Genomic DNA, 24,512 nt, shown 5'->3' with positions numbered 1-24,512 from the left:
CGTGTCCTCTTTAGAGTCTCAAAATACAGACAGTCGCCGATTACTGATGAGAATCAGTGTACGGCAGCAGAGCCAGGTAACGTGAACGCTTGATAGCGCGTGCCAGCTGACGCTGGTACTTAGCACGGGTACCTGTGATACGGCTAGGAACAATCTTGCCGCTTTCGGTAATGTAGTTCTTCAGAGTGAAGGTATCTTTGTAGTCGATCTCTTGAACGCCTTCCGCTGTGAAACGGCAGAACTTACGACGACGGAAATAACGTGCCATGTGGCTTGTCTCCTGAATCTATAAATTCGATCTGCTCGGCATGCAACACTAATTGGTTTAGCCCGTTTCGGGTCTGATGTTGGGTGATAAAACCACTTGCCATCAGGTTGCTGCCAACCGCTAATCTGTGAGTATTGGCTTGTGACGCTTGCCCACTGAGTACCACGACGATGCGGCACCAAGCTTGACGTTGAAATCCCGCTTCCTGCTGTACTGAACGATGTTCAAGTACGAACTGACAATGCGGAATTCCAGCGGGGCTGACGGATCGCTTGGGCGCCTTGCACACTGTGCCGGACAGAACCAGACGATTCGTTGTCATAGCGATAATTACTCAGCAGCTTCCTCTGCGCTGTCATCAGCACCAGCGAAATCTTCACGACGCTCACGACGCTCTTCTTTCGCTTTAGCCATTGGAGACGCTTCAGTTACTGCATGCTTAGTACGCATGATCAGGTTACGGATAACAGCGTCGTTGTAGCGGAAGTTGGTTTCCAGCTCGTCAATCACTTCCTGAGTCGCTTCTACGTTCATCAGAACATAGTGAGCTTTGTGCAGTTTGTTGATTGGGTAAGCCAGCTGACGACGACCCCAGTCTTCCAGACGGTGGATAGTACCACCAACTGCTTTGATAGAGCCGGTGTAGCGCTCGATCATGCCTGGAACCTGTTCGCTCTGGTCAGGATGAACCATAAATACGATTTCGTAATGACGCATCAATTGCTCCTTACGGATTATTCAGCCTCCGATCCGGGTCAGTCGCCAAGCCCGCGGAAGCAAGGAACGATTTTAAAGTACGACTGAATTTAAGCCGCAGAAGTGTACTGAACCAGGCGGGGGAATACAAGGATATTCGCGCTGCGCCAACAGAAAAGCGACAAAACAACGGCGGCGAAAACGTAAACCGACTGCGCAACAGTTGTACCGCGCGGCAGACAGCTACCGATAAATAAAAAATGCCGACGTCACCCTAAGGTCACATCGGCATCAGTTCCGGATTTAGCACGTGGCCAAAGACCGATTATTTAGCCGCTAAACGCTGACGCACCGCTTCAAACAGGCATACACCGGTTGCCACGGACACGTTCAGAGAAGAGACAGTACCAGCCATTGGGATGCTGATCAGCTCATCGCAGTGCTCACGGGTCAGACGGCGCATGCCATCGCCTTCCGCGCCCATCACAATCGCCAGCGGACCGGTCAGTTTGCTGTGGTACAGGTCATGAGTAGCTTCACCCGCTGTTCCCACCAGCCACACACCGCGCTCTTGCAGCATCCGCATGGTGCGCGCCAGATTGGTGACGCTAATCAGCGGCACGTGCTCTGCCGCACCACAGGCCACTTTACTAGCAATGGCGTTGAGCTTGGCGGAACGATCACGCGGGGCAATCACCGCGTGCACACCGGCCGCATCGGCGCTACGTAAGCAGGCGCCGAGGTTATGCGGATCGGTAACGCCATCCAAGATCAGCAGGAAAGGCACGTCAACGCGGTCGAGCAAATCACCCAAGTCATGCTCATCATACTGCTTGGCCTCGGTCACGCGCGCCACAATACCTTGGTGCACCGCACCGTCGGATTTGTTGTCCAGCACGGCGCGGTTGGCCAGCTGGATGCTGATGCCCAAACGACGCAGCTCGTTGAGCAGTGGACGCATGCGCTCATCTTCACGCCCCTTGAGCACGAATACATCGATAAAGCGCTCCGGATCAGACTCCAGCAGGGATTTGACGGCATGAATACCGAAAATAACATCACTCATGAACGATTATTTCTTCTTCCGGTTAGGTTTCTTGCTTCCGCCGGTACGGGACGGGCGGGATGACTTGACCACTTTGGACTTTTTCGGTCCGCGGCCTTCCGGTGCCTTGGTCGGTTCAAAGAACGGCGTCCCTTTGCCACCGCGGCTTTCTGCTTTGCGGTCAGCAATTTTCTTCAAGGCGTCTTTGGCCGCCTTACGGGCGGTCTTTCCAGCACCGCGCGGCTGGCGCTCAGTCTGGGTTAGCATAAAGTCTATCTTACGTTCATCCAGATGCACAGCCGCCACCTTGACCTGCACCGCATCGCCGAGGCGATAGATGTTGCCAAGGTTCTCGCCAATCAAGCGCTGACCGATAGCATCGTACTGATAGTAGTCGTTAGCCAGTGACGACACATGCACCAGACCATCGATAAACAGCTCATCCAGACGGACAAAGAAGCCAAAGCCGGTCACTGCTGCAATCACGCCGCGGAACTCTTCGCCCACGTGATCTTGCATGTACTCGCACTTGAGCCAATCGGAAACATCACGGGTGGCATCATCGGCACGGCGCTCGCACATCGAGCAGTGCTCGCCGAGCACATCCATATCGCTGTCGAGGTAGTGCCAGCCGCCTGTTGGCGTCCAACGCTCTTTGGCCTGTCCAGCTTGTTTAGCCAGCAGGTACTTGATCCCGCGGTGCAAAGACAAGTCCGGGTAACGGCGAATTGGCGAGGTAAAGTGCGCATAGGCTTCTAACGCCAAACCGAAGTGACCGCGGTTATCCGGATCGTAAATCGCCTGCTTCATGGAGCGCAGCAGCATGGTCTGGATCAGCTCATGGTCAGTACGCTCACGCACATCTTCCATCAGCTTGGCGTAATCGGCCGGCTCCGGTTTGATGCCACCGCCAAGGCTCAGTCCCAGCTCGCTTAAGAAACTGCGAAAACCGGTCAAACGCTCTTCGCCTGGCAAATCATGCACGCGGTACAACGCCGGCTCTTGGTATTTCTCCATAAAGCGCGCCGCCGAGATGTTGGCCAAGATCATGCACTCTTCGATGATCTTGTGTGCATCGTTACGCACCAGCGGCACAATGCGCTCAATACGGCGCTCAGCGTTGAAGATGAACTGGGTTTCTTCGGTTTCAAAATCAATCGCACCGCGTTGGTTGCGGTTTTTGCGCAGCATCTTGTACAGGCCATACAGCTCTTCCAAGTGCGGCACCAACGGCGCGTAATGCTCACGCAGCTCTTCATCCCCTTCCAGCATGCGCCAAACCTTGTTGTAGGTCAGACGAGCGTGGGAATTCATCACGGCTTCATAGAAGGTGTAAGAAGTGAGCTTACCGCGTGCAGAGATGGTCATTTCACACACCATACACAGGCGATCGACCTGCGGGTTAAGTGAACACAGACCGTTCGACAGCACTTCCGGCAGCATCGGGATCACTTGTGATGGGAAATACACCGAGGTGCCGCGGTTACGCGCTTCGTCATCCAGCGCGGTTTTTGGCCGCACATAGTAGCTGACATCGGCAATCGCGACCCACAGACGCCAACCCCCAGACGGGATCTGCTCGCAATAGACCGCGTCATCGAAGTCGCGTGCATCTTCACCATCGATAGTCACCAGTGGCAGCTCACGCAGGTCGATACGCCCTTGCTTAGCTTCTTCGGGGACTTCTTCGGTCAGCTTGCTGACTTGCTTTTCCACTGCCGCCGGCCAGACATGCGGAATATCGTGGTTACGCAAGGCAATTTGGATTTCCATGCCGGGTGCCATGTTCTCCCCCAGCACTTCGACAATTTTACCCACGGCATTGATGCGACGACCTGGACGCTGAGTCAGCTCGACCACCACCACGTGCCCCATGCGAGCACCGTGACGATCGTCAGGCGGGATCATAATATCTTGGCAGATCCGCTGATCATCCGGCACCACAAAACCGATGCCCTGATCCATAAAATAGCGCCCCACGATCTGCGCTTTGCGCGGCTCTAATACCCGCACCACACGCGCTTCGCGGCGACCACGGCGATCCATGCCCATCGGTTGGGCCATGATCACATCACCGTGCAACACCTGGCGCATCTGATCGTTAGGCAAGAACAGATCATCGCTCTGTCCTTCAACGCGGACAAAGCCATAGCCATCGCGGTGGCCAATCACCGTGCCACGCACCATATCCAGCCGCTCAGGCAAGGCATAGCATTGACGACGGGTGAACACCAGTTGTCCATCGCGCTCCATAGCGCGCAGACGACGGCGCATAGCTTCTTGTAATTCGTCGTCAGTTAGCCCAAGTTCTGCGCATAACTCATCGCGGGAGGCTGGCGCGGCGCGCTCGGCAAGGTGGGCCAGAATAAATTCTCGGCTTGGGATCGGATGCTCGTATTTTTCGGCTTCTCGTTCCAGAAATGGATCCTGCGACATAATCACTGTCCGGTTGGGGAGGGGTGTTCCGAGTATACCCTATTCTGACAAGTGTAACAGCTGACGTAACGGCAAGTTTTGACTGACCAAATCCGCCAACGTGAATTTGTCTAACTCAGCTAAAAACGCCGCTGACGCCTGCGCCAACACCTGCTTTAACCGGCACGCTGGGGTGATATGACAAAACTCGCTGCTACAGTTGACCAGCTGCAATGGCTCTAAACCACGCACCACATCGCCGACCCGAATTTGCTCGGCCGGTAGCCCTAATCTGATCCCGCCATTTTTGCCACGCACCGCTTCAACAATCCCCAACCGGCTGAGCTGGTTGATGATCTTCACCATATGGTTACGCGATACCCCATACACCTCGGTCACTTCCGTAATATTGGTCAGCTGGCCTTGTGGCAGCAACGCCATGTAAATCAATGCCCGCAAACCGTAATCGGTAAAACTGGTCAGTTGCACTGCATTTTTCTCCTGCGGCAAACGCATGTTAACCGGCGCACAAAGTTGCCCCGTTTCTGCGGATAATGATTGACCTTAAAGATATATTTAATATACAACTTACTCAGCATAAGTTGCATTATAACTATACCTTCATTAATTAGCTTCAATAAACGACACCTGCAGAGACAGACGTTATGTTAGATCCCAACATCATCGCTACCATCAAAGCCACCGCGCCCGCCGTGGCGGCCACCGGCCCAGCCCTGACGGCACACTTCTATGATCGCATGTTTGCTCACAATCCTGAATTGCAAAATATCTTCAACATGGCGCACCAATCCAGTGGCCGCCAGCGTGAAGCGCTGTTCAATGCGATTGTGGCCTATGCCAATAATATCGATAATCTGGCCGCCCTGCTGCCCGCGGTAGAGAAAATCGCGCAAAAACATGCCAGTTTCAACATTCAACCGGCGCAATACCAGATTGTCGGCGAGCATTTGCTGGCGACCATTCGCGAACTGCTCAATCCTGGCCAAGAAGTCTTGGATGCGTGGGGCGCGGCCTATCAGCTGCTGGCCGATATTTTTATCCAGCGCGAAAGCGCCATTTATGCCGAGCGCGCCACCGCGCAAGGCGGCTGGCACGGTACCCGAACGTTTCGGATCAGCCGTAAACACCCGGAAAGTGACGTGATCACCAGCTTGGTGCTGACGCCGGTTGATGGCCTGCCGGTGGTGGATTTCCTGCCAGGTCAGTATCTGGGGATTTATCTGCAGCCAGAATCGTTTACTTACCGCGAGATCCGCCAGTATTCGCTGTCGGCGGCGCCAAATGGCCGCGATTACCGCATCGCGGTCAAGCGTGAGCCGGGCGGCGTGGTCTCCAATTATTTGCATGATCAGGCGCAAGAAGGCGACTGTATCGACGTCGCGCCGCCATACGGCGACTTTTTCCTGCCGGCGCAAAGTGACACACCAGTGTGCTTGCTCTCGGCCGGTGTCGGACAAACGCCAATGCTGAGCATGTTGCAACATCTGGCGGCACGTGGTCATCAGCAACCGGTGCACTGGCTGCATGCGGCGGAAAACGGTGCCCAATTGGCGTTCAACGACGAAAGTCGCGCCCTATGCCACGCGCACGGCTTTTCCCACCATGTCTGGCTACGTGAGCCACTGGCCAGCGATCGTCAGGCGGAAGATTATCAGCATCAGGGCTTAATGGATCTGCAACCGCTGCGTGCAACACTGGATCAAGCGCAGATGCACTACTATTTCTGCGGTCCACTGGGCTTTATGCAGCATGTGGCGGCGCAACTGCAGCAATGGGGCGTGCCAGAAGAACGTATGCATTACGAGTGTTTTGGCCCGCACAAGGTGCTGTAACGTAACGCTGACCACGGTGGCGACAACACACTACGCACGACAACCACAGTAAACAAAACGGGAAGCTGCACGCTTCCCGTTGTTTTATCTCGGCATTGCTCGTAGAGCGCTCACCAAAAACCGTTCTGGCGGGTCGCGCGCTGGACCGCATTGGCCGGCATTCGAGCTGCTAAGGCAGCGCGCAGACGGCTGATCAGCTGATGCTGCGCTGGGGCTTGTACGATGGTTTCCGACAGCCAGCGGTAGGTATCTTCATAGTCGAGCGGACTGCCCTGATTGGCCACCAGCATTTGCGCAAGTTCAATACGCGCATGGGTATTGCCTAAACTTGCCGCTTCGCGGAAAAAACGCACCGCTTTATCGGCGTCGGCCTGCACAAAGCGCCCCTGTCGGTACAATTGTCCCAAACGCAAGAACGCAGCCGGCAGTGCTTGCTGCGCCGCTTGGCGCAAGTAATAAACGCCTAATTCGGGGTTTTGTGGGATGCATACCCCTTCGGTCAGCATGTCGCCCCACAAGAACTGGTAAGCGGGGTATTCGGCCTGACGCGCGCGCAGCTCGATATCCTGCACCAGCTGGCACTGGTCGGCCTGCACCTGTTTCAAGTGCTGCTCACTGTCAATTTCACGCAGTAATGCCTCTTGCTGATACACCTCAACCGGTGAACCACCATCGGCATACACTGCCGTGCTCAGCAGCAAACCTGCTGGCCACAACCACGCTAACCACCTGCGTTTCATGATCTGATCCCGTCACTGTTACTCTTTGCTTGTATCGGCCACTACACGCCAAACTTTACTGAACGGGCGCGCAATTCCCCCGCCCCTAAAACGCAACAAGCCGACCCGAAGGTCGGCTTGGAAACCAGGCAGTCTGTTTTACCGTGCCCGTTACAGCACGAAGCAAACCACCAACATCCTATTCTGTGAACGGATGATTATTCTGCGAATGGATGGCGCAGGATCATGGTCTGGTTACGATCCGGGCCAGTAGAGATGATGTCGACTGGCACTTCCGTCAGCTCTTCCAGACGGCGGATGTAATCGCGCGCGGCCTGTGGCAGCTGCTCAACGGAAGTGGCACCAAAGGTGCTCTCACTCCAACCTGGCATGGTTTCGTAGACTGGCTCGATACCTTCCCAGCCTTCAGCAGCCATTGGAGGAATGTCGGTCACACGGCCATCCGGCATGCGGTAGGCGGTACAGATCTTCACTTCTTTCAGGCCATCCAGCACGTCCAACTTGGTCAGACAGAAACCGGACATAGAGTTCAACGCAGCAGCACGGCGTACCGCAACAGCATCGAACCAACCGCAACGACGACGACGACCGGTGGTAGCGCCAAACTCGTTACCCTGCTTGCACAGGTACTCGCCCACGTCATCAAACAGCTCAGTTGGGAATGGACCGGCGCCCACACGGGTGGTGTACGCTTTCACAATCCCCATCACGTAGTCCAGATAACGCGGACCGAAGCCAGAGCCGGTCGCCACGCCACCGGCAGTGGTGTTGGAAGAGGTCACATACGGATAGGTACCGTGGTCAATGTCCAGCAGGGTGCCTTGCGCCCCTTCGAACATGATGAATTCACCGTTCTTACGCGCTTTTTCCAGCAGATCGGTGACATCCACCACCATGCTGGTCAGGATATCAGCAATCGCCATCACATCATCCAGCACGGTCTGGTAATCAATTGGCTCAACCTTGTACAGGTTCACCAGCTGGAAGTTGTGGTATTCCACCACGTCTTTCAGTTTGGCGGCAAAGCTTTCTTTGTCGAACAGATCGCCAACACGCAGGCCACGACGCGCCACTTTATCTTCGTACGCTGGGCCGATACCACGACCGGTGGTACCGATAGCTTTCGCACCACGCGCTTTCTCACGCGCCATGTCCAGTGCCACGTGGTATGGCAGGATCAGTGGGCAGGCTTCAGACAGCAGCAGACGCTCACGCACAGGAATACCGCGCGCTTCCAGCTCTTTCATTTCACGCATCAGCGCATCCGGTGCCAGCACCACGCCGTTGCCGATAATACTTTTCACGTTCTCACGCAGGATCCCAGACGGGATCAGATGCAGTACGGTTTTTTCACCGTCAATTACCAGAGTATGGCCTGCATTGTGACCGCCCTGATAGCGGACCACGTATTGTGCTTTTTCGGTCAGCAGGTCAACGACCTTACCTTTCCCTTCATCACCCCATTGGGTGCCGAGTACAACAACGTTTTTGCCCATGGTTCTTTATTCACCTGCAGTTAAAAGAGAAGTTTACCAAACTGAAAACCGGTATCCAGCATTAAAATACCGCTTCCGCGTTTTTGCACAATGTTTTGTCGACCAGTCACCGCTCGCGGCCATCACCGCAGCCGCGCAGTACTCAACGGCTGCACATGACATAAATGACCACGCCAGCCACCACCAGCGCGCCACCAATGCGGCGCAACATGGTCTGCGGCTGTGCCGCCAGCTGGGTCACCATGCTACGCCAGCGCTCTGGCCATAACATCGGCCCTAAGCCTTCGATAATCAGCACTAAACCCAAGGCCAACCAGATACTTTGATTCATTGCTCAAGGCTCCTACCTACCGGCCACCCCATCTCAATCGGTGACCCATAAGCGCTAAAAAAGAGACATAAAAAAGGACAAGACCCTGCGATCTTGTCCCCCTGTTAAGCGCCGTATTATGGCTTATTTTTGCGGCTGTGGCTGCGGTGACTGCATATATTGGAAGAAGTCACTGCCTGGCTTGATCACCAGCAAATCTTGCTTGCCACGGAAGCTATTTTCATACGCTTTCAAGCTACGAATGAAAGAGTAGAACTCCGGATCTTTGCTATACGCATCGGCATAGATCTTGGCGGCAGTAGCATCACCTTGACCGCGCAGCGTACGGGATTTACTTTCCGCTTCGGCTTGCATAACGGTGACTCGGCGATCCACATCGGCACGAATGATCTCAGCCTGCTCGCGGCCCTGTGAACGGTGTTCACGCGCCACGGCAGTACGCTCCGCACGCATCCGCTGATAGATGGAGTTAGAGACTTCAGCCGGCAGGTTAATTTGCTTCACCCGCACGTCTACCACCTCAATACCCAGATCTGCGGTGCTGTCAGCGCCGGTATTCAGCGCGGTACGCGCATCATCCATCAACTCGCCACGTGAACCGGAAACGATATCCTTAATGGTACGGCTACCGATTTCCGAGCGCAGACGGTCGCTGATTTTGCGTTTCAACAGCGCTTCCGCTTGCAGCATGTTGCCGCCGCCGGTCGCCAGATAGTAACGGCCAAAATCTTTGATCCGCCATTTGACGTAAGAGTCGACGATCAGATCTTTTTTCTCCGCGGTCACGAAACGATCAGCTTGATCGTCCATGGTTTGGACCCGCGCATCGAGCAGTTTCACGCTATCGATAAACGGCATCTTCAGATGCAGGCCCGGGTTATACACCTGCACCACATCTTGCCCATCACGCTTGACCTTGCCAAAGCGCAGCACGATCCCGCGCTCGCCCTCTTTCACCACAAACAGTGAGGAGGAGCCCAACAGCACGGCCACAATGACCGCCGGGATGATAAACTTCTTCATGCTTAGAATCTCCCCTGACGGTCTTGGCTGTTGACGTTGGTTCGGCTGTCTTGTCCTTGTCCTTCGGTACTGTTGTAAGTACCGGAGTTACGGCCGATCTCGTTCAACGACGGGACGCTAACGGCAGCGGCGGCAGCATCAGCTGCGCTTTGAGCACCGTCTTTCTTCATCAGGGAATCCGTTGGCAGCATCAGCACGTTATTGGCATTGGTATCCACCAACACCTTGTTGCTGTTGCTCAACACTTTTTCCATGGTATCGAGGTACATACGCTCACGGGTTACCTTAGGCGCCGCCTGATACTCTGGCAGCAGTGCATTGAAGCGATCCGCATCACCCTTGGCTTCCAGAATCACGCGCTCTTTATAAGCTTGTGCTTCTTCTTCAACCCGCTTCACGTTACCACGCGCTTTTGGCTCAACTTCACGCGCATAGGCTTCCGCTTCGCGGATGAAACGCTGTTCATCTTCTTGCGCCGCGATAGCGTCATCGAAAGCTTCTTTCACTTCTTCTGGCGGACGCGCTGACTGGAAGTTCACATCCAGCACCTGCAAGCCCATGTTGTATGGCGCGATGATTTGATCCAGCAGCACCCAAGTATCTTGACGAACCTTGGCACGGCCTCGGGTCAGCACTTCATCCATTTTGGTGTGACCGACGACATAACGCAGGGCGCTGTCAGTAGCCTGACGCAAGCTGTCATCAGGGTTGCTGACGCTAAACAGGTATTTGGCCGGGTCGGCGACTTTGTACTGCACGTTCATTTCCACGCGCACCACGTTTTCGTCCTGAGTCAGCATGAAACCCGATGCCGGTAACTCACGTACCGCCTCCACGTTCACCGGGGTGACCGATTCGATGAAGGTTGGCTTCCAGTTCAGGCCAGGCTGCACAATACGGTCATATTTGCCCAAGCGGGTGACTACGCCCCGTTCGGCTTCTTTAATCGTATAGAACCCGCTGACGCCCCATACCAAGACCGCAGCGGCTACCGCCAGCCCCACCAAACGCGGGGTGAACTTAAAGCCCTGACTGCTGCCCGGATTATTCGGGTCATCGTTGTTGTTCTTCCCGCCACCTAATTTCTTGCCAAGCTTGCGGAATACATCGTCCAGATCCGGAGGACCCTGATCGCGGCCACCACTGCGGTTACCCCAAGGGTCGCGGTCCTGTCCGTTGTTACCGGGCTGATTCCACGCCATCTCTTACTCCATTAACTAAAACGTGCCGTCAGGCACTACAATTTAAGCAGATACCTCGGTATGAATTGTCGCTTCCAACTCGGTTTCCTGCTTGCATAAACGACGCCAGTCTACCGCCGGCATTCGGATATTTAACCACAGGCTTCCGTCTTCCTCATCGATGCGTTCATCCACTAACGCGTCGAGCTGATACAGACGGCTGCGCAGACGCCACAGGCGCGGCGACAAATGCAGCTGATACTCCACAATATCCTGTGCCAGTAATTCACTGATCGCCTGAAACAGCAAATCCATACCGGCACCGGTATGGGCTGACACCCAGACGTGGGTTGGAACACCTTCGTCATTACGAGCAATGCGCGGTACGACCTCATCAATCAGGTCAATTTTGTTCATCACGCGCAAGACCGGAATTTCGTCGGCCTCAATCTCGTGCAGCACATGCTCCACGGCCTGAATGTTATCATCGATCCGCGGGTCGGCCGCATCAATCACATGCAGTAACAGTGTAGCTTCCTGCGTCTCTTGTAGCGTAGCTTTAAATGCGGAGACCAGATCGTGCGGCAAGTGACGGATAAAGCCCACCGTATCGGCCAATACCACCGGTCCAACATCGGTTACGTCAATCCGGCGCAACGTCGGATCCAGCGTGGCAAACAGCTGATCCGCTGCGTACACCCCAGCTTCGGTGATGGTGTTAAACAGGCTCGATTTACCGGCGTTGGTATAGCCAACTAACGACACCGTAGGGATCTCGGCACGATTTCGTGCGCGACGTCCTTGCTGGCGCTGCTTAGCGACTTTCTCCAATCGGCTCAAAATCACACGGACCCGCTCTTTAAGCAGACGACGGTCCGTTTCCAGTTGCGTTTCCCCCGGCCCACGTAGACCGATACCGCCTTTTTGTCGCTCCAGGTGTGTCCAACCGCGTACCAGACGTGTGGCTAAGTGGCGTAGCTGAGCGAGTTCAACTTGCAACTTACCTTCGTGAGTACGGGCGCGCTGGGCAAAAATATCCAGGATCAGACCGGTGCGATCAATGACGCGGCATTGACACAAACCTTCAAGGTTACGTTCTTGGGCGGGAGAGAGTGCGTGGTTAAACAGGATGACCGATGCACCAGTGGCGGCTACCGCCGCCGCGATCTCTTCGGCTTTACCTTCGCCGACGAAATACTTGGAATGCGGCGCACGGCGGCTACCGGTGATCACCTGCACCGCCGTAACACCCGCAGAGGATACCAGAGTCTCGAACTCTCTGAGATCCTCTACATCCCGCTCTTGCGGGAAATTGATGTGCACCAATATCGCCTGTTCACCAGCTTCATAACGATCAAACAAGCTAATGGCTCCTAAAGCCGGAATTATTCAGTGTCAGTCAGTTCTTGCGGTGCTGGAGTAGAACCCTGCGCGGCATGAGCTGTACCGGTGTGGCCACTGTTGCTGTGATGCGATACAGGGCGAGCCGGAACTACCGTTGAAATAGCATGCTTATAAACCATCTGGCTGACTGTGTTTTTCAGCAGGATCACAAACTGATCGAAAGATTCGATCTGGCCCTGCAGCTTGATACCGTTAACTAGATAAATAGAAACCGGAACGCGCTCACGGCGCAGTGCGTTCAAAAACGGGTCTTGCAGAGATTGCCCCTTAGCCATTTTCTCTTTTCCTTATTTGTTTGTTGTTGTAGCAATTATTCAATTAATTAATAGTGCACATGGGAGCATAGAAGATTGTACACAAACCATTATTCAACCTCTAATAGCTTTGATAACGATTTGTAACGCTTCTTGTGGCTGATCACTGTCTAGCCACGTTACTTCAGGCCAACCTCGCAACCATGTCATCTGCCGTTTCGCCAGTTGGCGGGTGGCACAAATACCCCGGTATGCCATTTCCTGTGCATCGTAATCACCGCGCAAATGTTCCCACATCTGCCGATAACCCACGCACCGGATCGATGGCAGATCCGGATTAAGATCGCCGCGCTCGAACAGCTTCCGTACTTCTTGTTCAAACCCTGCTTCCAGCATGTTCTGAAAGCGTATGGCGATACGTTCATGCAATTGCGCCCGCGTTGCCGGTGCAATTGCAAATTGCTGAACGCGATACGGGAGTTGATCTCCCTGAATTTGCGTCAGCTCTGTTAAAGTTTTACCTGAAATGGCAAAAACTTCCAATGCCCGACTTAAACGCTGCGGATCATTGGGATGGATCCGCGCCGCAGAGACCGGATCAATACGTTGCAAATCTTCATGCAAGGCAGCCCAACCACGGGTTGCGGCCGCCTGCTCGATCTCCGCCCGCACCACCGGATCGGCCGACGGTAACGGCGATAACCCTTCTAACAGGGCTTTAAAATATAACATAGTGCCGCCAACCAGCAGCGGGATCTTACCCGCGGCAGTGATCTCGGCCATTTCGCGCAGCGCATCGGCACGAAAATCGGCGGCAGAATAAGCCTGCGCCGGATCGCGGATGTCGATCAGCCGGTGTGGTGCTAGCGCCAACTCGTCAGCCGACGGCTTAGCGGTACCGATATCCATACCGCGATAGATCAGGGCGGAGTCCACACTGATCACTTCCACCGGCAGCTGTTGCCGTAAACGGATCGCCAGATCAGTTTTGCCTGATGCGGTCGGTCCCATCAAAAAGAGGGCTGGTGGTAATTTAGTCATGATGGTCAAATGCGGCCATCGCCGCCTCAAGTTGTACAGGTTTAATCAGTGTTTGGTATTCCTGCCGCACGCGTTCAGCACACAAGTGCTCGATATCCGCCACCAGGCTCACCGCCTGCGACAAGCTCCAACGCTCCTGCTCGTCCTTGAGTTGTTCGGCCAACCACGCCACCAGCAACGCTATGTCTATGGTTGGGTCAGCACAGAGTTTATTCAATAGATGCGGAATAATTTGTTGTAAGTTGTGATGCCGTAGCGGTAATGGTACTGCGCGTACCAAGACTTTGTTACGCTCAGAGCTGTATAAATCTAGCCCTAACTGCTGCAACAGCGCCTGCTGGCTACGAATACAGGTCACGTGCTCAGCGCTGAGCGTCAGTTGTAAGGGGATCAGCAGCGGCTGCGCTTTCAGTGGCTGTCCTTCTGGGGTTAGCTGAGCCTGCACGCGCCACAAGGCGGCGCGCGGTAAGCATAACAAGGCTAGCCCTTGGCTTTGCTCCAGCAGTAAAAAACGGCCATTGACCACACTCAGCGCCCGCCCCAGCGAGCCTTGCGGCGCTCGGCAATCATTCACTTCTGGTCGCGGCTCTGGGCGTTGAGCCGCAGTCGCCGGATGACCCCCTACCGAATTGGCAGAATCTGAACGGGGATCCGCCCCGGTCATGGCCACGACAGACGGCGCACTCGGAAACAGTGTCGCGGCGGTTGGCGATGCTGCCGTGGTGTCAGAAGTGTCAACTGGCGCAGGCTGCATCAGGCGAGCATAAGCCGCTGCCTGCTCGCGCGACACCGGTGCCGCTCCAGCGTACGAGCCAGTATAGCTACCATGACCACCATAACCAGCGCTACGCTCGCGCACGCTCGCCGGATGAGCCTCTGCCGACGCCGCACGCGCCGGTGGGGTATCGGTATATTCTCGCGGTGCATGCTCTCTCGATGCATAGTCGCTCGGCGTGCTGACCGCCGTAAACTCACTGCTGCCAGCAGCGGCGCGCGGCGTGGCATCTTGCAGAGCATCACGGGCAAAGTCAGCCGCATCAGAGGCAGCGGTTGCCGCTGGGCTGGCATGTTGTAACGCGGTCAGCACCGCTTGGTAGATAAAATCATGTACCAGACGCGCCTGATGGAAACGCACTTCATGTTTAGCCGGATGCACGTTCACATCCACCTGATGCGGGTCTAACTCCAGATACAGCACAAAAGCCGGATGCTCAGAGTCTTGCAACAAGGTTTGGTAAGCTTGTCGGATCGCATGATGGATCAGCTTATCGCGCATCATGCGGCCATTGACATAGCTGTACGCCATGTCATTTTGCGCCCGCGAGCCTTGCGGCGTACACACCCAACCGCTGATTTTCAGGTCGGCATGCTCCCACTCCACCGCGAGGGCATGTTGCAAAAACTCTTGTCCACACACTGCGGCTAAACGGCGCTCACGCTGCTCGGCATTCGCGGCGGCCCGATATTGGCGCAGCACTTTGCCGTTATGGCGCAAGATAAAGCTGACATCAAAACGCGCTAAGGCGATGCGGCGCACCACCTCATCGATATGCGCCAGCTCGGTCTTTTCGGTACGCAAAAACTTGCGCCGTGCGGGGGTGTTGAAAAACAGATCCAACACTTCCAGCGTAGTACCTACCGGATGAGCGGCCGGTTTCACCGTCACCTGCATATCTCGCCCTTCGGCGTATGCCTGCCACGCTTCGCTTTGCGCTGCGGTACGTGAGGTCAGCGTCAGACGCGATACCGAGCTGATACTGGCCAGCGCTTCGCCGCGAAATCCGAGACTGACAATCGCTTCCAGATCGTCGAGCGAGCTGATTTTACTGGTGGCATGGCGCGCCAACGCCAGCGCCAGTTGCTCTTTGTCGATACCACAACCGTCATCACGAATTCGGATCAACCGAGCACCGCCCTTTTCGATGTCGATTTCAATTCGGGTGGCTCCCGCATCCAGACTGTTTTCCACCAGCTCTTTAACCACCGACGAGGGGCGCTCAACCACTTCACCGGCGGCGATCTGGTTGGCTAATTGCGGAGGCAAGATCTGGATAGGCATAGTTACTCCTGCGGAATTTTCAGGCTCTGGCCGACATTCACCTGATCCGATTTCAGGTGGTTGTATTTACGCAGCTGCGACAAACCGACGCCATAGCGATCAGCGATCCCAGATAAGGTTTCACCGGCTTTGACCTTATGGTGACTTGGCCGCGCGCTTTCTTTGGTCTTACCGCCTGCCTTGCTGTGGTCTTGGTCGCTCTCTTTTGGCGCTGCACCATCTAACGGGATCTTCAGTTTTTGCCCGACCTGCACCTGATTGTTGTGCATCTGGTTGGCAAATTTGATGGTCTCCATCGAAACGGCGTAGCGCGCGGCAATCTTGCCCAGCGTGTCGCCACGCTGCACCTGATACACCTCTAACTTGCCGCGCGACGGCGCTTTGCTGCTGTCAGGTGCCAATTTACTGCTTACCGGTGCACTGGCTGCTTTGCCGGACGGCACTTTCAGTTTCTGCCCAACATTGACTTGATCGCGCTTGAGATTGTTCAAGCTGCGCAGCTCAGCCAGTGTGGTGTCGTATTTTTCCGCGATGCGCAGTAAGGTTTCACCACGCGTGACGGTATGAACGGTCGTAGCACTGGCCGCCGCACGACTTTCGACAACCGGCTCAGGCTGATCGACTACCGGTGGGCGTGGACGGCTCTCCGTGACCTCGGCCGAACTGCTGCTAGCCGCTGACGGCAATTTCAACTTCTGCCCGACCAACAGCTCACCGGACTTCATCCGGTTCAAGCGCTTCAAGGTCGCCACATCGGTATCATACTGCTCGGCAATGCGGGTCAGGGTTTCCCCACGTTTCACCACGTGTACCTGCGCTTTTGCCGCGCTACTGCTCACTTTAACCGGCGCTTTTTCGACAATCGGCCCTGGCTGATCAATATCGACCACCGGCGCTTTACTGCTGGCACTGCTACCGGCACTACTGCGTACTGGCTCTGGCTGGCTAACGCTGCTGCTCCGAGCTGGTGGCTGTGGCGCCGGAGTACTGCGTGCTGCCGGATGGTCACGGTAGTAACTGCGGATCCCGTGATAAATCGCGGTCGCCACTTTAGTTTGGTGCGAACTGCTACCTAACAAACGCTCTTCGGTAGGGTTTGAGATAAATCCGGTTTCCACCAGCAATGACGGAATATCCGGCGAACGCAATACGCCGAGGCTCGCGTGCTCTGGACGACGCTTGTGCAGTGGCGAAATCCGCCCCATTTCGCGCAGTACCCGAGATGCCACATCGTAGCCAACACGCTGCGAATGCCCGAACTGCAGATCCAGTACGGTCTGGCTCAGATAGCGGTCATTGTTGTTACCGGAGAGTACTTCACCGGCCCCACCGAGCAATTCGGATTGCTTTTCATGATCTTCCAGCCAGCGCCCCATCTCAGAGTTAGCGCGCCGGTTAGACAGCACCCACACCGAGGCACCTTTGGCACTGCGATTGGGCGCCGCATCCGCGTGAATAGAGACCAGCAGCTGCGCATCTTTACCGCGCGCAATCTCCGAGCGTCCGCCCACCGAAATAAAGTAATCGCGCTCACGGGTCATCACGGCTTTAAAGTTGCCGTCACGGTTAAGTAAGTCGCGCAATTTGGTGGCAATCGCAATCGTCACCTGCTTTTCGCGCAGGCCATTTTTGCCGATCGCACCGGGATCTTGTCCACCGTGGCCGGGGTCAATGGCGATCACGATCCGCTCGCTGCTACGCCCTGGCGTGCTGCGCAGCTCCTGACGGCTGTTGGTCGTCGCGCTGCTGCGGCTACTGCCGCTTTGTGGCTTGATGGTCAACACCACTTGGTATTTGTTGCCACCGCGTGACTCGGTCACCGCCTTGGCGTTGACTCGCTGCGATAACTCCATCACCAAACGCAATGTGCCGCCTTGTGGCGGCGTGCTGGTGCGGATGGTCTCCACCAATTTGCCGCGATAGCGCTTCGGCAGACTCATCTCTTTGCGCGTGTTACGCAGATCCAGCACCAGCCGATCCGGCCCGCTTAAGCTGAAATAGCCATAAGTGGGTTTGCCGGAGAAGCTCAAGGTCACCTGATTGCTGCCGCCGCTGCCGTCACGTACCGCAATATCCGTTAATACTGCCGCCCACAGCGGCAAGCCGATACTCCAGAGCAACAGCCCCAGAGCGAGTGGCCAGCGAGGTTTAATCCACATCCTTATTCGTCACTCAGGTGCTCAACCAGTTGTTGTCCGTATGGCGTGTTGGCCTGTAGCTGGGCTTGGCGTCCTTCACCGTCATAACGCAGAGTCAGGCTCAGATCCGGTGGCGGCAGGAACCCTTCGCCACGTTGCGGCCATTCCACCAGACACAAGGCGCGTTCGGTGAAATAATCACGGATCCCCATGAACTCCAGCTCTTCCGGATCGGCGAGGCGATACAGGTCAAAATGGTACACATTCCACTGGGGTAAGTTATACGGCTCGACCAGTGTGTAGGTCGGGCTTTTGACATTGCCAGCATGGCCGAGGGCTTGCAGGAAACCACGGCAAAAAGTGGTTTTACCGGCGCCTAAATCGCCATGCAGATACAACACAGTAGCCTGCGAACAGTGCAGTGCCAGACGGCGTCCCAGCTCTACGGTGGCAGCTTCATCCGCCAAATCAAAAGACACAGATTTCATCGTCATTGGTTATTAATTCTGATTGGATTATTTCTGGTTGGGATTCCCCAGCTGCCGCAGAACCGGTAATAAATCACTGGCCAGCATTCCGCGCATTCCCTGTAACGCACATTGGTCAGCCGCCGCGCCATGCAGTAATACTGCCGCGCAAGCCGCATCCTGTAAGGGATCAGCTGTACCTTCCGTAGCTTCGTTATGCAGATCATAGCATTGCCGCGCGTAAATACAGAGAGTCTGTGCCAAAAGCGCTGCACAAATGCCACACAAAACATCGCCGCTGCCACCGGAAGCCATTCCCGGATTTCCGACATCGGCTAGCGCAATATGTTCCCGATCCGCAATTAAGGTTCCGGCACCTTTGAGGATCACCACGCCGCCCCAGCGCTGTTGTAACTGGCGCACAGCGGCAAAACGGTCTTGTTCAATGTCGGCAATTGAGCAGCCTAACAGACGCGCAGCCTCCCCGGGATGCGGGGTCAGTATATGGTTAGCGCGATGACGCGGCTCAATATCCGCGCTGTGCTCTCCGGCTTGATTGGCTTGATTTAAAAAACGTAATGGATTGGAAGCCAGTACATTCAGCGCATCCGCATCCCAGATCGTCGGTTTACCCGCAGCCTGCACCGCCGCCACAATCTCCTGCGCCCAGGGGCCTTGCCCTAAGCCCGGCCCGCACGCAATCACGTCTGCCCACGCTAACGCTTCTTGCAGCGCGGCGGGAGTATAAACGTGAGCCATCACTTCTGGGCAGCGGATGAGCAATACCGGCACATGTTCGGCGCGCGTCAGTACCCGCACCAAGCCAGCACCGCTTCGCAGCGCCGCTTCTGCCGTCAAACACACCGCGCCGCCGGTACCCAGCTCACCGCCAAGCACCAACACCTTGCCATGCTCGCCTTTGTGGCTACAGGGCCTACGCGCCGGTAAATAGCGCGCTAAATCCGCATGCGATAGGCGCAGCCAAGGCGAAGAGTGAGTTGCCAGCCACGCATCAAGCCCAAGCGCGGCATAATACACCGCGCCGGTATAATCGCGCGCCTGACCGGTAAACAGCCCACGTTTGAGCGCCACCAGCGTTAACGTGGCCTTGGCGCGCACCGCAACACCAGCCACCGTGCCGCTGTCGGCCTGTAACCCCGACGGAATATCTAACGCCAGCACCGGCATAGAGTGAGTATTCACCCACTGGATAACCTTGGCCAATTCAGGGCGCACTGCGCCGCGCACACCAATGCCCAGCAGGGCATCCACCACCAAATCGGCTTGGGTGTCTAACCGCGCCAAATCATGTAGCAGATGGCCGCCTTGCGCCAACCACGCCTGCAATGCTTGCTGCGCCGGTTGCACCAGCGTTTGCCCCGCAAAGGGGGGCATGTAGACACTGACACGCACTCCCGCTTGAGCAGCCAGCGCCGCCAAGACCAGCCCATCGCCGCCGTTATTGCCGTTGCCGCATACAATCACCAGACTACGCAGGTCAGGGTAATGCTGCTCAATCCACTGCCACGCCGCGGCACCTGCGCGCTGCATCAGTTGCCACAATGAGATCCCCTGCGCCGCCGCGCCCTGCTGCTCGGCCCGACGGACCCACGCGGTATCGTATAAGGAATGTGGTAAACTGGACGCTATCTGTGCTGCTGCCTCTTCACAACGAATTGATCTATCCATGACATCATCATCCGCCACGCCTGCGGCCCCTGATTTGGTTCAGTTGGCCCAATCTATCAAGCAATGGGGTAAATCGCTAGGTTTCCAGCAGGTTGGCATTTGCCTGCCAGACTTGCGTGAACACGAGCCACGCCTACAAGCGTGGCTGGATAATCACTACCATGGTGAGATGGGGTGGATGGCGAGCCACGGCATGATGCGCGCACGCCCTAGCGAATTGCATCCCGGTACGCTGCGAGTGATCAGTGTGCGGATGAATTATCTCCCGCCCGATGCCCGTTTTGCTAAAGTGCTGCGCGATCCACTGAGCGGCTACATCAGCCGTTATGCGCTGGGGCGCGATTACCACAAATTGCTGCGCCAGCGTCTCAAACAGTTGGGCGAAAAAATCCAAGCCGAAGTCGGCGCATTAGGCTTTCGCCCGTTTGTAGACTCCGCCCCCATTTTGGAGCGACCTCTGGCCGCCAATGCCGGCCTTGGCTGGGTTGGTAAACACTCACTACTACTTAATCGTGAAGCAGGCTCTTGGTTTTTCTTGGGTGAGTTATTGGTGGACTTGCCGCTGCCGGTCGATGCACCGGTAGAGCAAGAGTGCGGGCGCTGCGTGGCCTGCATGACCACCTGTCCGACCGGCGCGATTGTTGCGCCCTATGTGGTCGATGCACGGCGCTGTATCAGCTATCTGACTATCGAATCAGACAGCGCTATTCCGCTCGAACTGCGCCGCGCGCTGGGTAACCGCATTTATGGCTGTGATGACTGCCAGCTAATCTGCCCGTGGAGCCGAGTCGCACCGCTGACCGAAGAAGCCGATTTTTCGCCGCGCGCGCATCTGCACACCCCGCAATTACTAACCCTATGGCAGTGGGATGAAGCCACCTTCTTGCGCCTGACCGAAGGCTCGCCGATTCGGCGCATCGGACATCGTCGCTGGCTGCGTAATCTGGCCGTAGCACTGGGTAACGCCCCGTATCAGGCCGACATCGTGCTGGCCTTGCAAAGTCGCTTAGGGGCGGATGAATTGGTGGATGAGCACATTCAGTGGGCGCTGGACGAACAGTGGCAAAAACGCAGCGCCTTAGCCATTAGCGTGCAACCAGCAACCGAACAAAACATCAACGCCAGTTCGGTGCAGACAACCCAACAGCGCCGTCTGGTGCGCGCCATCGAAAAAGGATTGCCACGCGACGCTTAATTTTCTCTGCAACGCCACCGCCGATAATTCCTACGCTTAGCCACAACCTATGCAACGCCCAATCCGCATCGGCGCGAAACGGATCACTAATTATTACAGTCGTGATTGACGGATGCACCGTAAGGCGTTCTTACACTGGGGATATGTGGATAACAATTTAAAGCAGGGCGTAAACCGACGCGCAGGCAAGTGGCCAGTTTTAGTGATGCAGCACAGGAAAATCCCGTGATTACGCAGGATTAGCGGCTTCCACGGGCAAAGTTCAGCATAAAAAGCTGACTTTCTGCAGTGGTTCAGTAGGCGTAAAGCTGTGGATAACTCTGTTTACAGGTGCGGCAACGCCACGCGCCACAGCGCATAGACCCGCTTGTGTATAACGGTCTGAACACAGAGGAAAACAGTTAAAGAATCCGCAGACGACAAAAAGCCCTCGAGGGCTATTCAGATTCGATTTTTTGTGACGAAGATAACGTGGAACCGGTGAGACGATTGGAGCGGGAAACGAGACTCGAACTCGCGACCCCGACCTTGGCAAGGTCGTGCTCTACCAACTGAGCTATTCCCGCATAACGGTAATCGTCTTGCTGCTGACATATCTTGATTGGAGCGGGAAACGAGACTCGAACTCGCGACCCCGACCTTGGCAAGGTCGTGCTCTACCAACTGAGCTATTCCCGCACGGTATGTCGGCATGCTCATCTTACACATCAGATTGGAGCGGGAAACGAGACTCGAACTCGCGACCCCGACCTTGGCAAGGTCGTGCTCTACCAACTGAGCTATTCCCGCATCGCAGAATGTGTAATCTGAGGTTTTACGTCGTGATGGCTGTCTGGAGCGGGAAACGAGACTCGAACTCGCGACCCCGACCTTGGCAAGGTCGTGCTCTACCAACTGAGCTATTCCCGCATTCACAGATAACAGACATCGGACGGTGTAAGTTTGGAGCGGGAAACGAGACTCGAACTCGCGACCCCGACCTTGGCAAGGTCGTGCTCTACCAACTGAGCTATTCCCGCATCACTTACACGGCGTAACAGCGAAGCACTCGAACAGGTCGAATTCATCATTGCTACGGGCTGCGAATTATACGGAGATTCCCCCGCGACGCAACCCCCTAAAGCAAAAAACTTGTCATCGCTAGCGCGTCTGCTGACAAATCGGCCAATCCGGATAATTTGCCAGCAAATTTTGCCGTCACGGCGCGCAAGTCACTTATAAACGGATGAAATTCTCACGGTAATAGCGTAGCTCCGCGATAGATTCACGGATGTCATCCAACGCCAAATGGGTGCCTTGCTTGCTAAAACCCGCCAGAATTTCAGGCTTCCAGCGACGCGCCAGCTCTTTTAAGGTACTGACATCCAGATAGCGGTAATGGAAGTACTGCTCCAGCAGCGGCATGTGGCGATACAAGAAGCGGCGATCTTGACCGATGCTGTTGCCACAAATCGGTGACGCGCCCGCAGGTACCCACTGCGCCAGAAAATCCAGCGTCTGCGCTTCGGCTTGTGCTTCGCTACAGGTGCTGGCGCGCACGCGGGCCACCAGACCACTTTCGGTATGGGTGCGGGTGCACCAGTCATCCATCCCCGCCAGAACATCGTCAGGCTGATGAATGGCAAGTACCGGCCCTTCGGCTAAAATGTTCAAGTGCTTGTCGGTCACAATGGTAGCGATCTCCAGCACTTTATCGGTATCCGGATTGAGTCCGGTCATTTCCATATCAATCCAGATTAAATTTTCTTTATCAGCGGCCATGGGCACTCCTGCATTTTTTCTCGCAAACTGCGTGTATGATACAGGGTTTAAACTCCCTGCGTGTAATTACCAAAGAGCAAATCACTTTGAGTAAGAAAAAGCTAACCCTCGGCCAACAACGCCGAGTCAATGCCAACCAGCAACGCCGGTTGAAGCAAAAAGACCAAAATCCGGAATGGGATGATGCCCTGCTCGGCGATGCCCAAGAAGGGGTAGTCATCAGCCGTTTCGGTATGCATGCCGACATCGAGGCCGCAGACGGCAGCCTGCACCGCTGTAACCTGCGCCGCGCCATCAACAGCTTGGTGGCCGGTGATAAAGTGGTTTGGCGGCCAGGCAAGGAGCATATTCACGGGATCAGCGGCGTGGTCGAGGCAGTGCATGAACGCCACTCGGTGCTCACCCGTCCAGATTTTTATGACGGCGTCAAAGCGGTCGCTGCCAACATCGATCAGATTGTGATCGTCTCGGCGGTAGTCCCTGAGCTGTCTACCGATATTATCGACCGTTATCTGGTAGCCTGCGAGCAGGTCAACATCGCGCCGCTGATTGTGCTGAACAAAGTCGATCTGCTGAGCGCCGAAGATCGCTTATGGGCGGTCGAAGCACTGGAGCAATACCACAGCATCGGCTATCGCATCTTGTGGGTGTCTTCCCATACCGGCGAAGGCATGGATGAGCTCAATGACGCCCTGCGCGAGCGCATCAACATTTTCGTGGGTCAATCAGGGGTAGGAAAATCCAGCCTGATCAACGCATTGCTGCCAGAGGCCAATGCCGGTACCGGCGCGGTATCAGATAACTCGGGTCTCGGTCAGCACACCACCACCGCCGCGCGTCTGTATCACCTGCTGGAAGGCGGCGACCTGATTGACTCCCCGGGGATCCGCGAATTCGGTCTGTGGCATCTGGATCCGGAGCAAGTTACCGAATCTTTCATCGAGTTTCGTGACTACCTCGGCCTGTGCAAATTCCGCGACTGCAAGCATGATAACGACCCAGGCTGCGCGATCCGCGAAGCCGTGGAGGCAGGCAAAATCAGCCAAACCCGTTACGACAGTTATCACCGCATTTTGGAAAGCATGCTGCTGGCCCGTGCCCGCCGCCATTTCCCACAGCGCGATAATTGACTCGGTGCGCCTCACCCTGCGCGGTGAGGCTGTCCTCTGCGTACGCTAAGCGGTGCGACACAGCGCTTAGCCGCGCGCAGTGTTAGCGCTGTCGCCTAAGTCGCATGCCATGCGCATCAGCATGACGTGATAAGAGAAATGGCGGGTATGACGCAGCTGACCGGCGCGGTCAACCTGCATCAACACTGACAAGGCGGCGGATTACGGGTAAAATGCGCGCCTTTTATGCATACGCACTGCGCACGCAGTCAGGCAACCTCGGATACATAACGAGGTTTCGCCCCATGACACTGCCCGCACAGACTCTAGGTGAACGGAGAAGCTAC

The 24,512-nt window shown here is 55.8% G+C and carries 22 protein-coding genes and 5 tRNA genes; 3 read left to right on the top strand and 24 right to left on the bottom strand.

Annotated elements, in window-relative coordinates; translation table 11 throughout:
* Positions 1-40 precede the first annotated feature (40 nt).
* From rpsR to nsrR, 6 genes are all read right to left on the bottom strand, one after another.
* Positions 41-268 carry a 30S ribosomal protein S18 gene (gene rpsR, locus LQ901_RS00395; RefSeq protein WP_010864759.1) on the bottom strand — a complete coding sequence of 76 codons (228 nt, stop codon included), beginning with the start codon at positions 266-268 and terminating at the stop codon, positions 41-43.
* A complete protein-coding gene (priB, locus tag LQ901_RS00390; protein ID WP_071849706.1) occupies positions 243-590 on the bottom strand; it encodes a primosomal replication protein N in 348 nt (115 codons plus the stop codon). The genes rpsR and priB overlap by 26 nt, the downstream gene beginning before the upstream one ends.
* Before the next feature lie 8 nt (positions 591-598).
* Positions 599-985 (bottom strand): 30S ribosomal protein S6, encoded by a 387-nt coding sequence (gene rpsF, locus LQ901_RS00385; protein WP_010864761.1) that lies wholly within the window; start codon positions 983-985, stop codon positions 599-601.
* Positions 986-1,289: 304 nt separating this feature from the next.
* Positions 1,290-2,030 (bottom strand): 23S rRNA (guanosine(2251)-2'-O)-methyltransferase RlmB, encoded by a 741-nt coding sequence (rlmB, locus tag LQ901_RS00380; protein ID WP_010864762.1) that lies wholly within the window; start codon positions 2,028-2,030, stop codon positions 1,290-1,292.
* Positions 2,031-2,036: 6 nt separating this feature from the next.
* Entirely contained in the window at positions 2,037-4,445 is a 2,409-nt protein-coding gene (gene rnr, locus LQ901_RS00375; protein ID WP_010864763.1) for a ribonuclease R, read from the bottom strand.
* 39 nt (positions 4,446-4,484) lie between these two features.
* Positions 4,485-4,913 carry a nitric oxide-sensing transcriptional repressor NsrR gene (gene nsrR, locus LQ901_RS00370; RefSeq protein WP_010864764.1) on the bottom strand — a complete coding sequence of 143 codons (429 nt, stop codon included), beginning with the start codon at positions 4,911-4,913 and terminating at the stop codon, positions 4,485-4,487.
* A 176-nt stretch (positions 4,914-5,089) separates the two neighbouring features.
* Between nsrR and hmpA the strand changes: the two genes are divergently transcribed.
* A complete protein-coding gene (hmpA, locus tag LQ901_RS00365) occupies positions 5,090-6,277 on the top strand; it encodes an NO-inducible flavohemoprotein (RefSeq protein ID WP_112866614.1) in 1,188 nt (395 codons plus the stop codon).
* 110 nt (positions 6,278-6,387) lie between these two features.
* Here the strand turns inward: hmpA and LQ901_RS00360 are convergent, their stop codons facing one another.
* The 12 genes from LQ901_RS00360 to LQ901_RS00295 all read right to left on the bottom strand — a co-directional run bounded on the left by LQ901_RS00360 (position 6,388) and on the right by LQ901_RS00295 (position 20,100).
* Entirely contained in the window at positions 6,388-7,017 is a 630-nt protein-coding gene (locus LQ901_RS00360; RefSeq protein WP_039045740.1) for a tetratricopeptide repeat protein, read from the bottom strand.
* A 197-nt stretch (positions 7,018-7,214) separates the two neighbouring features.
* Positions 7,215-8,513 (bottom strand): adenylosuccinate synthase, encoded by a 1,299-nt coding sequence (locus LQ901_RS00355; protein WP_047706696.1) that lies wholly within the window; start codon positions 8,511-8,513, stop codon positions 7,215-7,217.
* 142 nt (positions 8,514-8,655) lie between these two features.
* Positions 8,656-8,844, bottom strand: coding sequence for a DUF2065 domain-containing protein (locus LQ901_RS00350; RefSeq protein ID WP_010864768.1), 189 nt, complete (start codon positions 8,842-8,844; stop codon positions 8,656-8,658).
* Between the two features lie 123 nt (positions 8,845-8,967).
* Complete coding sequence (gene hflC, locus LQ901_RS00345; protein WP_010864769.1) at positions 8,968-9,867, bottom strand: protease modulator HflC; 900 nt, start codon at positions 9,865-9,867, stop codon at positions 8,968-8,970.
* A 2-nt stretch (positions 9,868-9,869) separates the two neighbouring features.
* Positions 9,870-11,069: an FtsH protease activity modulator HflK gene (hflK, locus tag LQ901_RS00340; protein ID WP_010864770.1), complete on the bottom strand. Its 1,200-nt coding sequence runs from the start codon at positions 11,067-11,069 to the stop codon at positions 9,870-9,872.
* A gap of 42 nt (positions 11,070-11,111) precedes the next feature.
* On the bottom strand, positions 11,112-12,410 hold the full coding sequence (gene hflX / locus LQ901_RS00335; RefSeq protein ID WP_010864771.1) for a ribosome rescue GTPase HflX: 1,299 nt from the start codon (positions 12,408-12,410) through the stop codon (positions 11,112-11,114).
* A gap of 23 nt (positions 12,411-12,433) precedes the next feature.
* A complete protein-coding gene (hfq, locus tag LQ901_RS00330) occupies positions 12,434-12,727 on the bottom strand; it encodes an RNA chaperone Hfq (protein WP_010864772.1) in 294 nt (97 codons plus the stop codon).
* Between the two features lie 93 nt (positions 12,728-12,820).
* Positions 12,821-13,747: a tRNA (adenosine(37)-N6)-dimethylallyltransferase MiaA gene (gene miaA, locus LQ901_RS00325; protein ID WP_039045738.1), complete on the bottom strand. Its 927-nt coding sequence runs from the start codon at positions 13,745-13,747 to the stop codon at positions 12,821-12,823.
* Entirely contained in the window at positions 13,740-15,806 is a 2,067-nt protein-coding gene (mutL, locus tag LQ901_RS00320; RefSeq protein WP_152135763.1) for a DNA mismatch repair endonuclease MutL, read from the bottom strand. Before mutL ends, miaA begins: the two co-directional genes overlap by 8 nt.
* Before the next feature lie 2 nt (positions 15,807-15,808).
* A complete protein-coding gene (locus LQ901_RS16815) occupies positions 15,809-17,965 on the bottom strand; it encodes a LysM peptidoglycan-binding domain-containing protein (RefSeq protein WP_152135764.1) in 2,157 nt (718 codons plus the stop codon).
* Between the two features lie 2 nt (positions 17,966-17,967).
* Complete coding sequence (gene tsaE, locus LQ901_RS00300) at positions 17,968-18,432, bottom strand: tRNA (adenosine(37)-N6)-threonylcarbamoyltransferase complex ATPase subunit type 1 TsaE (protein WP_233672377.1); 465 nt, start codon at positions 18,430-18,432, stop codon at positions 17,968-17,970.
* Positions 18,433-18,459: 27 nt separating this feature from the next.
* Complete coding sequence (locus LQ901_RS00295) at positions 18,460-20,100, bottom strand: NAD(P)H-hydrate dehydratase (RefSeq protein WP_152135765.1); 1,641 nt, start codon at positions 20,098-20,100, stop codon at positions 18,460-18,462.
* On the opposite strand from LQ901_RS00295, the gene queG reads away from it, so the two are divergent.
* Positions 20,099-21,295, top strand: a complete 1,197-nt coding sequence (queG, locus tag LQ901_RS00290) for a tRNA epoxyqueuosine(34) reductase QueG (protein WP_115150129.1) — start codon at positions 20,099-20,101, stop codon at positions 21,293-21,295. The two genes, LQ901_RS00295 and queG, sit on opposite strands and share 2 nt — an antisense overlap.
* 490 nt (positions 21,296-21,785) lie before the next feature.
* Here the strand turns inward: queG and LQ901_RS00285 are convergent.
* From LQ901_RS00285 to orn, 6 genes are all read right to left on the bottom strand, one after another.
* Positions 21,786-21,861 (bottom strand) — tRNA-Gly (locus LQ901_RS00285).
* Between the two features lie 36 nt (positions 21,862-21,897).
* Positions 21,898-21,973, bottom strand: a tRNA-Gly gene (locus LQ901_RS00280).
* 35 nt (positions 21,974-22,008) lie between these two features.
* Positions 22,009-22,084: transfer RNA gene (locus tag LQ901_RS00275), tRNA-Gly, on the bottom strand.
* 44 nt (positions 22,085-22,128) lie between these two features.
* Positions 22,129-22,204, bottom strand: a tRNA-Gly gene (locus tag LQ901_RS00270).
* Positions 22,205-22,238: 34 nt separating this feature from the next.
* Positions 22,239-22,314, bottom strand: a tRNA-Gly gene (locus LQ901_RS00265).
* Between the two features lie 196 nt (positions 22,315-22,510).
* The gene (orn, locus tag LQ901_RS00260; protein ID WP_039045735.1) at positions 22,511-23,056 is read right to left on the bottom strand and encodes an oligoribonuclease; all 546 of its coding nucleotides are present in this window, start codon (positions 23,054-23,056) and stop codon (positions 22,511-22,513) included.
* 86 nt (positions 23,057-23,142) lie between these two features.
* On the opposite strand from orn, the gene rsgA reads away from it, so the two are divergent.
* The gene (rsgA, locus tag LQ901_RS00255; protein ID WP_010864782.1) at positions 23,143-24,186 is read left to right on the top strand and encodes a small ribosomal subunit biogenesis GTPase RsgA; all 1,044 of its coding nucleotides are present in this window, start codon (positions 23,143-23,145) and stop codon (positions 24,184-24,186) included.
* Positions 24,187-24,512 lie beyond the last annotated feature (326 nt).

It is taken from the genome of Plesiomonas sp. PI-19 (assembly GCF_021368255.1).
Lineage (GTDB): Bacteria > Pseudomonadota > Gammaproteobacteria > Enterobacterales > CAMTGL01 > Plesiomonas > Plesiomonas shigelloides.
The sequence above is the reverse complement of the archived record's forward strand: the minus strand, read 5'-3'. Positions and strand labels throughout refer to the sequence as shown.

Bases quoted from the DNA above. Each gene is read 5' to 3' on its own strand.
- tsaE (WP_233672377.1), bottom strand. From the start codon at position 18,432: ATGAAATCTGTGTCTTTTGATTTGGCGGATGAAGCTGCCACCGTAGAG.
- hflC (WP_010864769.1), bottom strand. From the start codon at position 9,867: ATGAAGAAGTTTATCATCCCGGCGGTCATTGTGGCCGTGCTGTTGGGC.
- rlmB (WP_010864762.1), bottom strand. From the start codon at position 2,030: ATGAGTGATGTTATTTTCGGTATTCATGCCGTCAAATCCCTGCTGGAG.
- hfq (WP_010864772.1), bottom strand. From the start codon at position 12,727: ATGGCTAAGGGGCAATCTCTGCAAGACCCGTTTTTGAACGCACTGCGC.
- LQ901_RS00360 (WP_039045740.1), bottom strand. From the start codon at position 7,017: ATGAAACGCAGGTGGTTAGCGTGGTTGTGGCCAGCAGGTTTGCTGCTG.
- orn (WP_039045735.1), bottom strand. From the start codon at position 23,056: ATGGCCGCTGATAAAGAAAATTTAATCTGGATTGATATGGAAATGACC.
- priB (WP_071849706.1), bottom strand. From the start codon at position 590: ATGACAACGAATCGTCTGGTTCTGTCCGGCACAGTGTGCAAGGCGCCC.
- rpsR (WP_010864759.1), bottom strand. From the start codon at position 268: ATGGCACGTTATTTCCGTCGTCGTAAGTTCTGCCGTTTCACAGCGGAA.
- hflK (WP_010864770.1), bottom strand. From the start codon at position 11,069: ATGGCGTGGAATCAGCCCGGTAACAACGGACAGGACCGCGACCCTTGG.
- queG (WP_115150129.1), top strand. From the start codon at position 20,099: ATGACATCATCATCCGCCACGCCTGCGGCCCCTGATTTGGTTCAGTTG.
- miaA (WP_039045738.1), bottom strand. From the start codon at position 13,747: ATGACTAAATTACCACCAGCCCTCTTTTTGATGGGACCGACCGCATCA.
- hmpA (WP_112866614.1), top strand. From the start codon at position 5,090: ATGTTAGATCCCAACATCATCGCTACCATCAAAGCCACCGCGCCCGCC.
- rpsF (WP_010864761.1), bottom strand. From the start codon at position 985: ATGCGTCATTACGAAATCGTATTTATGGTTCATCCTGACCAGAGCGAA.
- LQ901_RS00350 (WP_010864768.1), bottom strand. From the start codon at position 8,844: ATGAATCAAAGTATCTGGTTGGCCTTGGGTTTAGTGCTGATTATCGAA.
- LQ901_RS00355 (WP_047706696.1), bottom strand. From the start codon at position 8,513: ATGGGCAAAAACGTTGTTGTACTCGGCACCCAATGGGGTGATGAAGGG.
- LQ901_RS16815 (WP_152135764.1), bottom strand. From the start codon at position 17,965: ATGTGGATTAAACCTCGCTGGCCACTCGCTCTGGGGCTGTTGCTCTGG.
- rnr (WP_010864763.1), bottom strand. From the start codon at position 4,445: ATGTCGCAGGATCCATTTCTGGAACGAGAAGCCGAAAAATACGAGCAT.
- LQ901_RS00295 (WP_152135765.1), bottom strand. From the start codon at position 20,100: ATGGATAGATCAATTCGTTGTGAAGAGGCAGCAGCACAGATAGCGTCC.
- mutL (WP_152135763.1), bottom strand. From the start codon at position 15,806: ATGCCTATCCAGATCTTGCCTCCGCAATTAGCCAACCAGATCGCCGCC.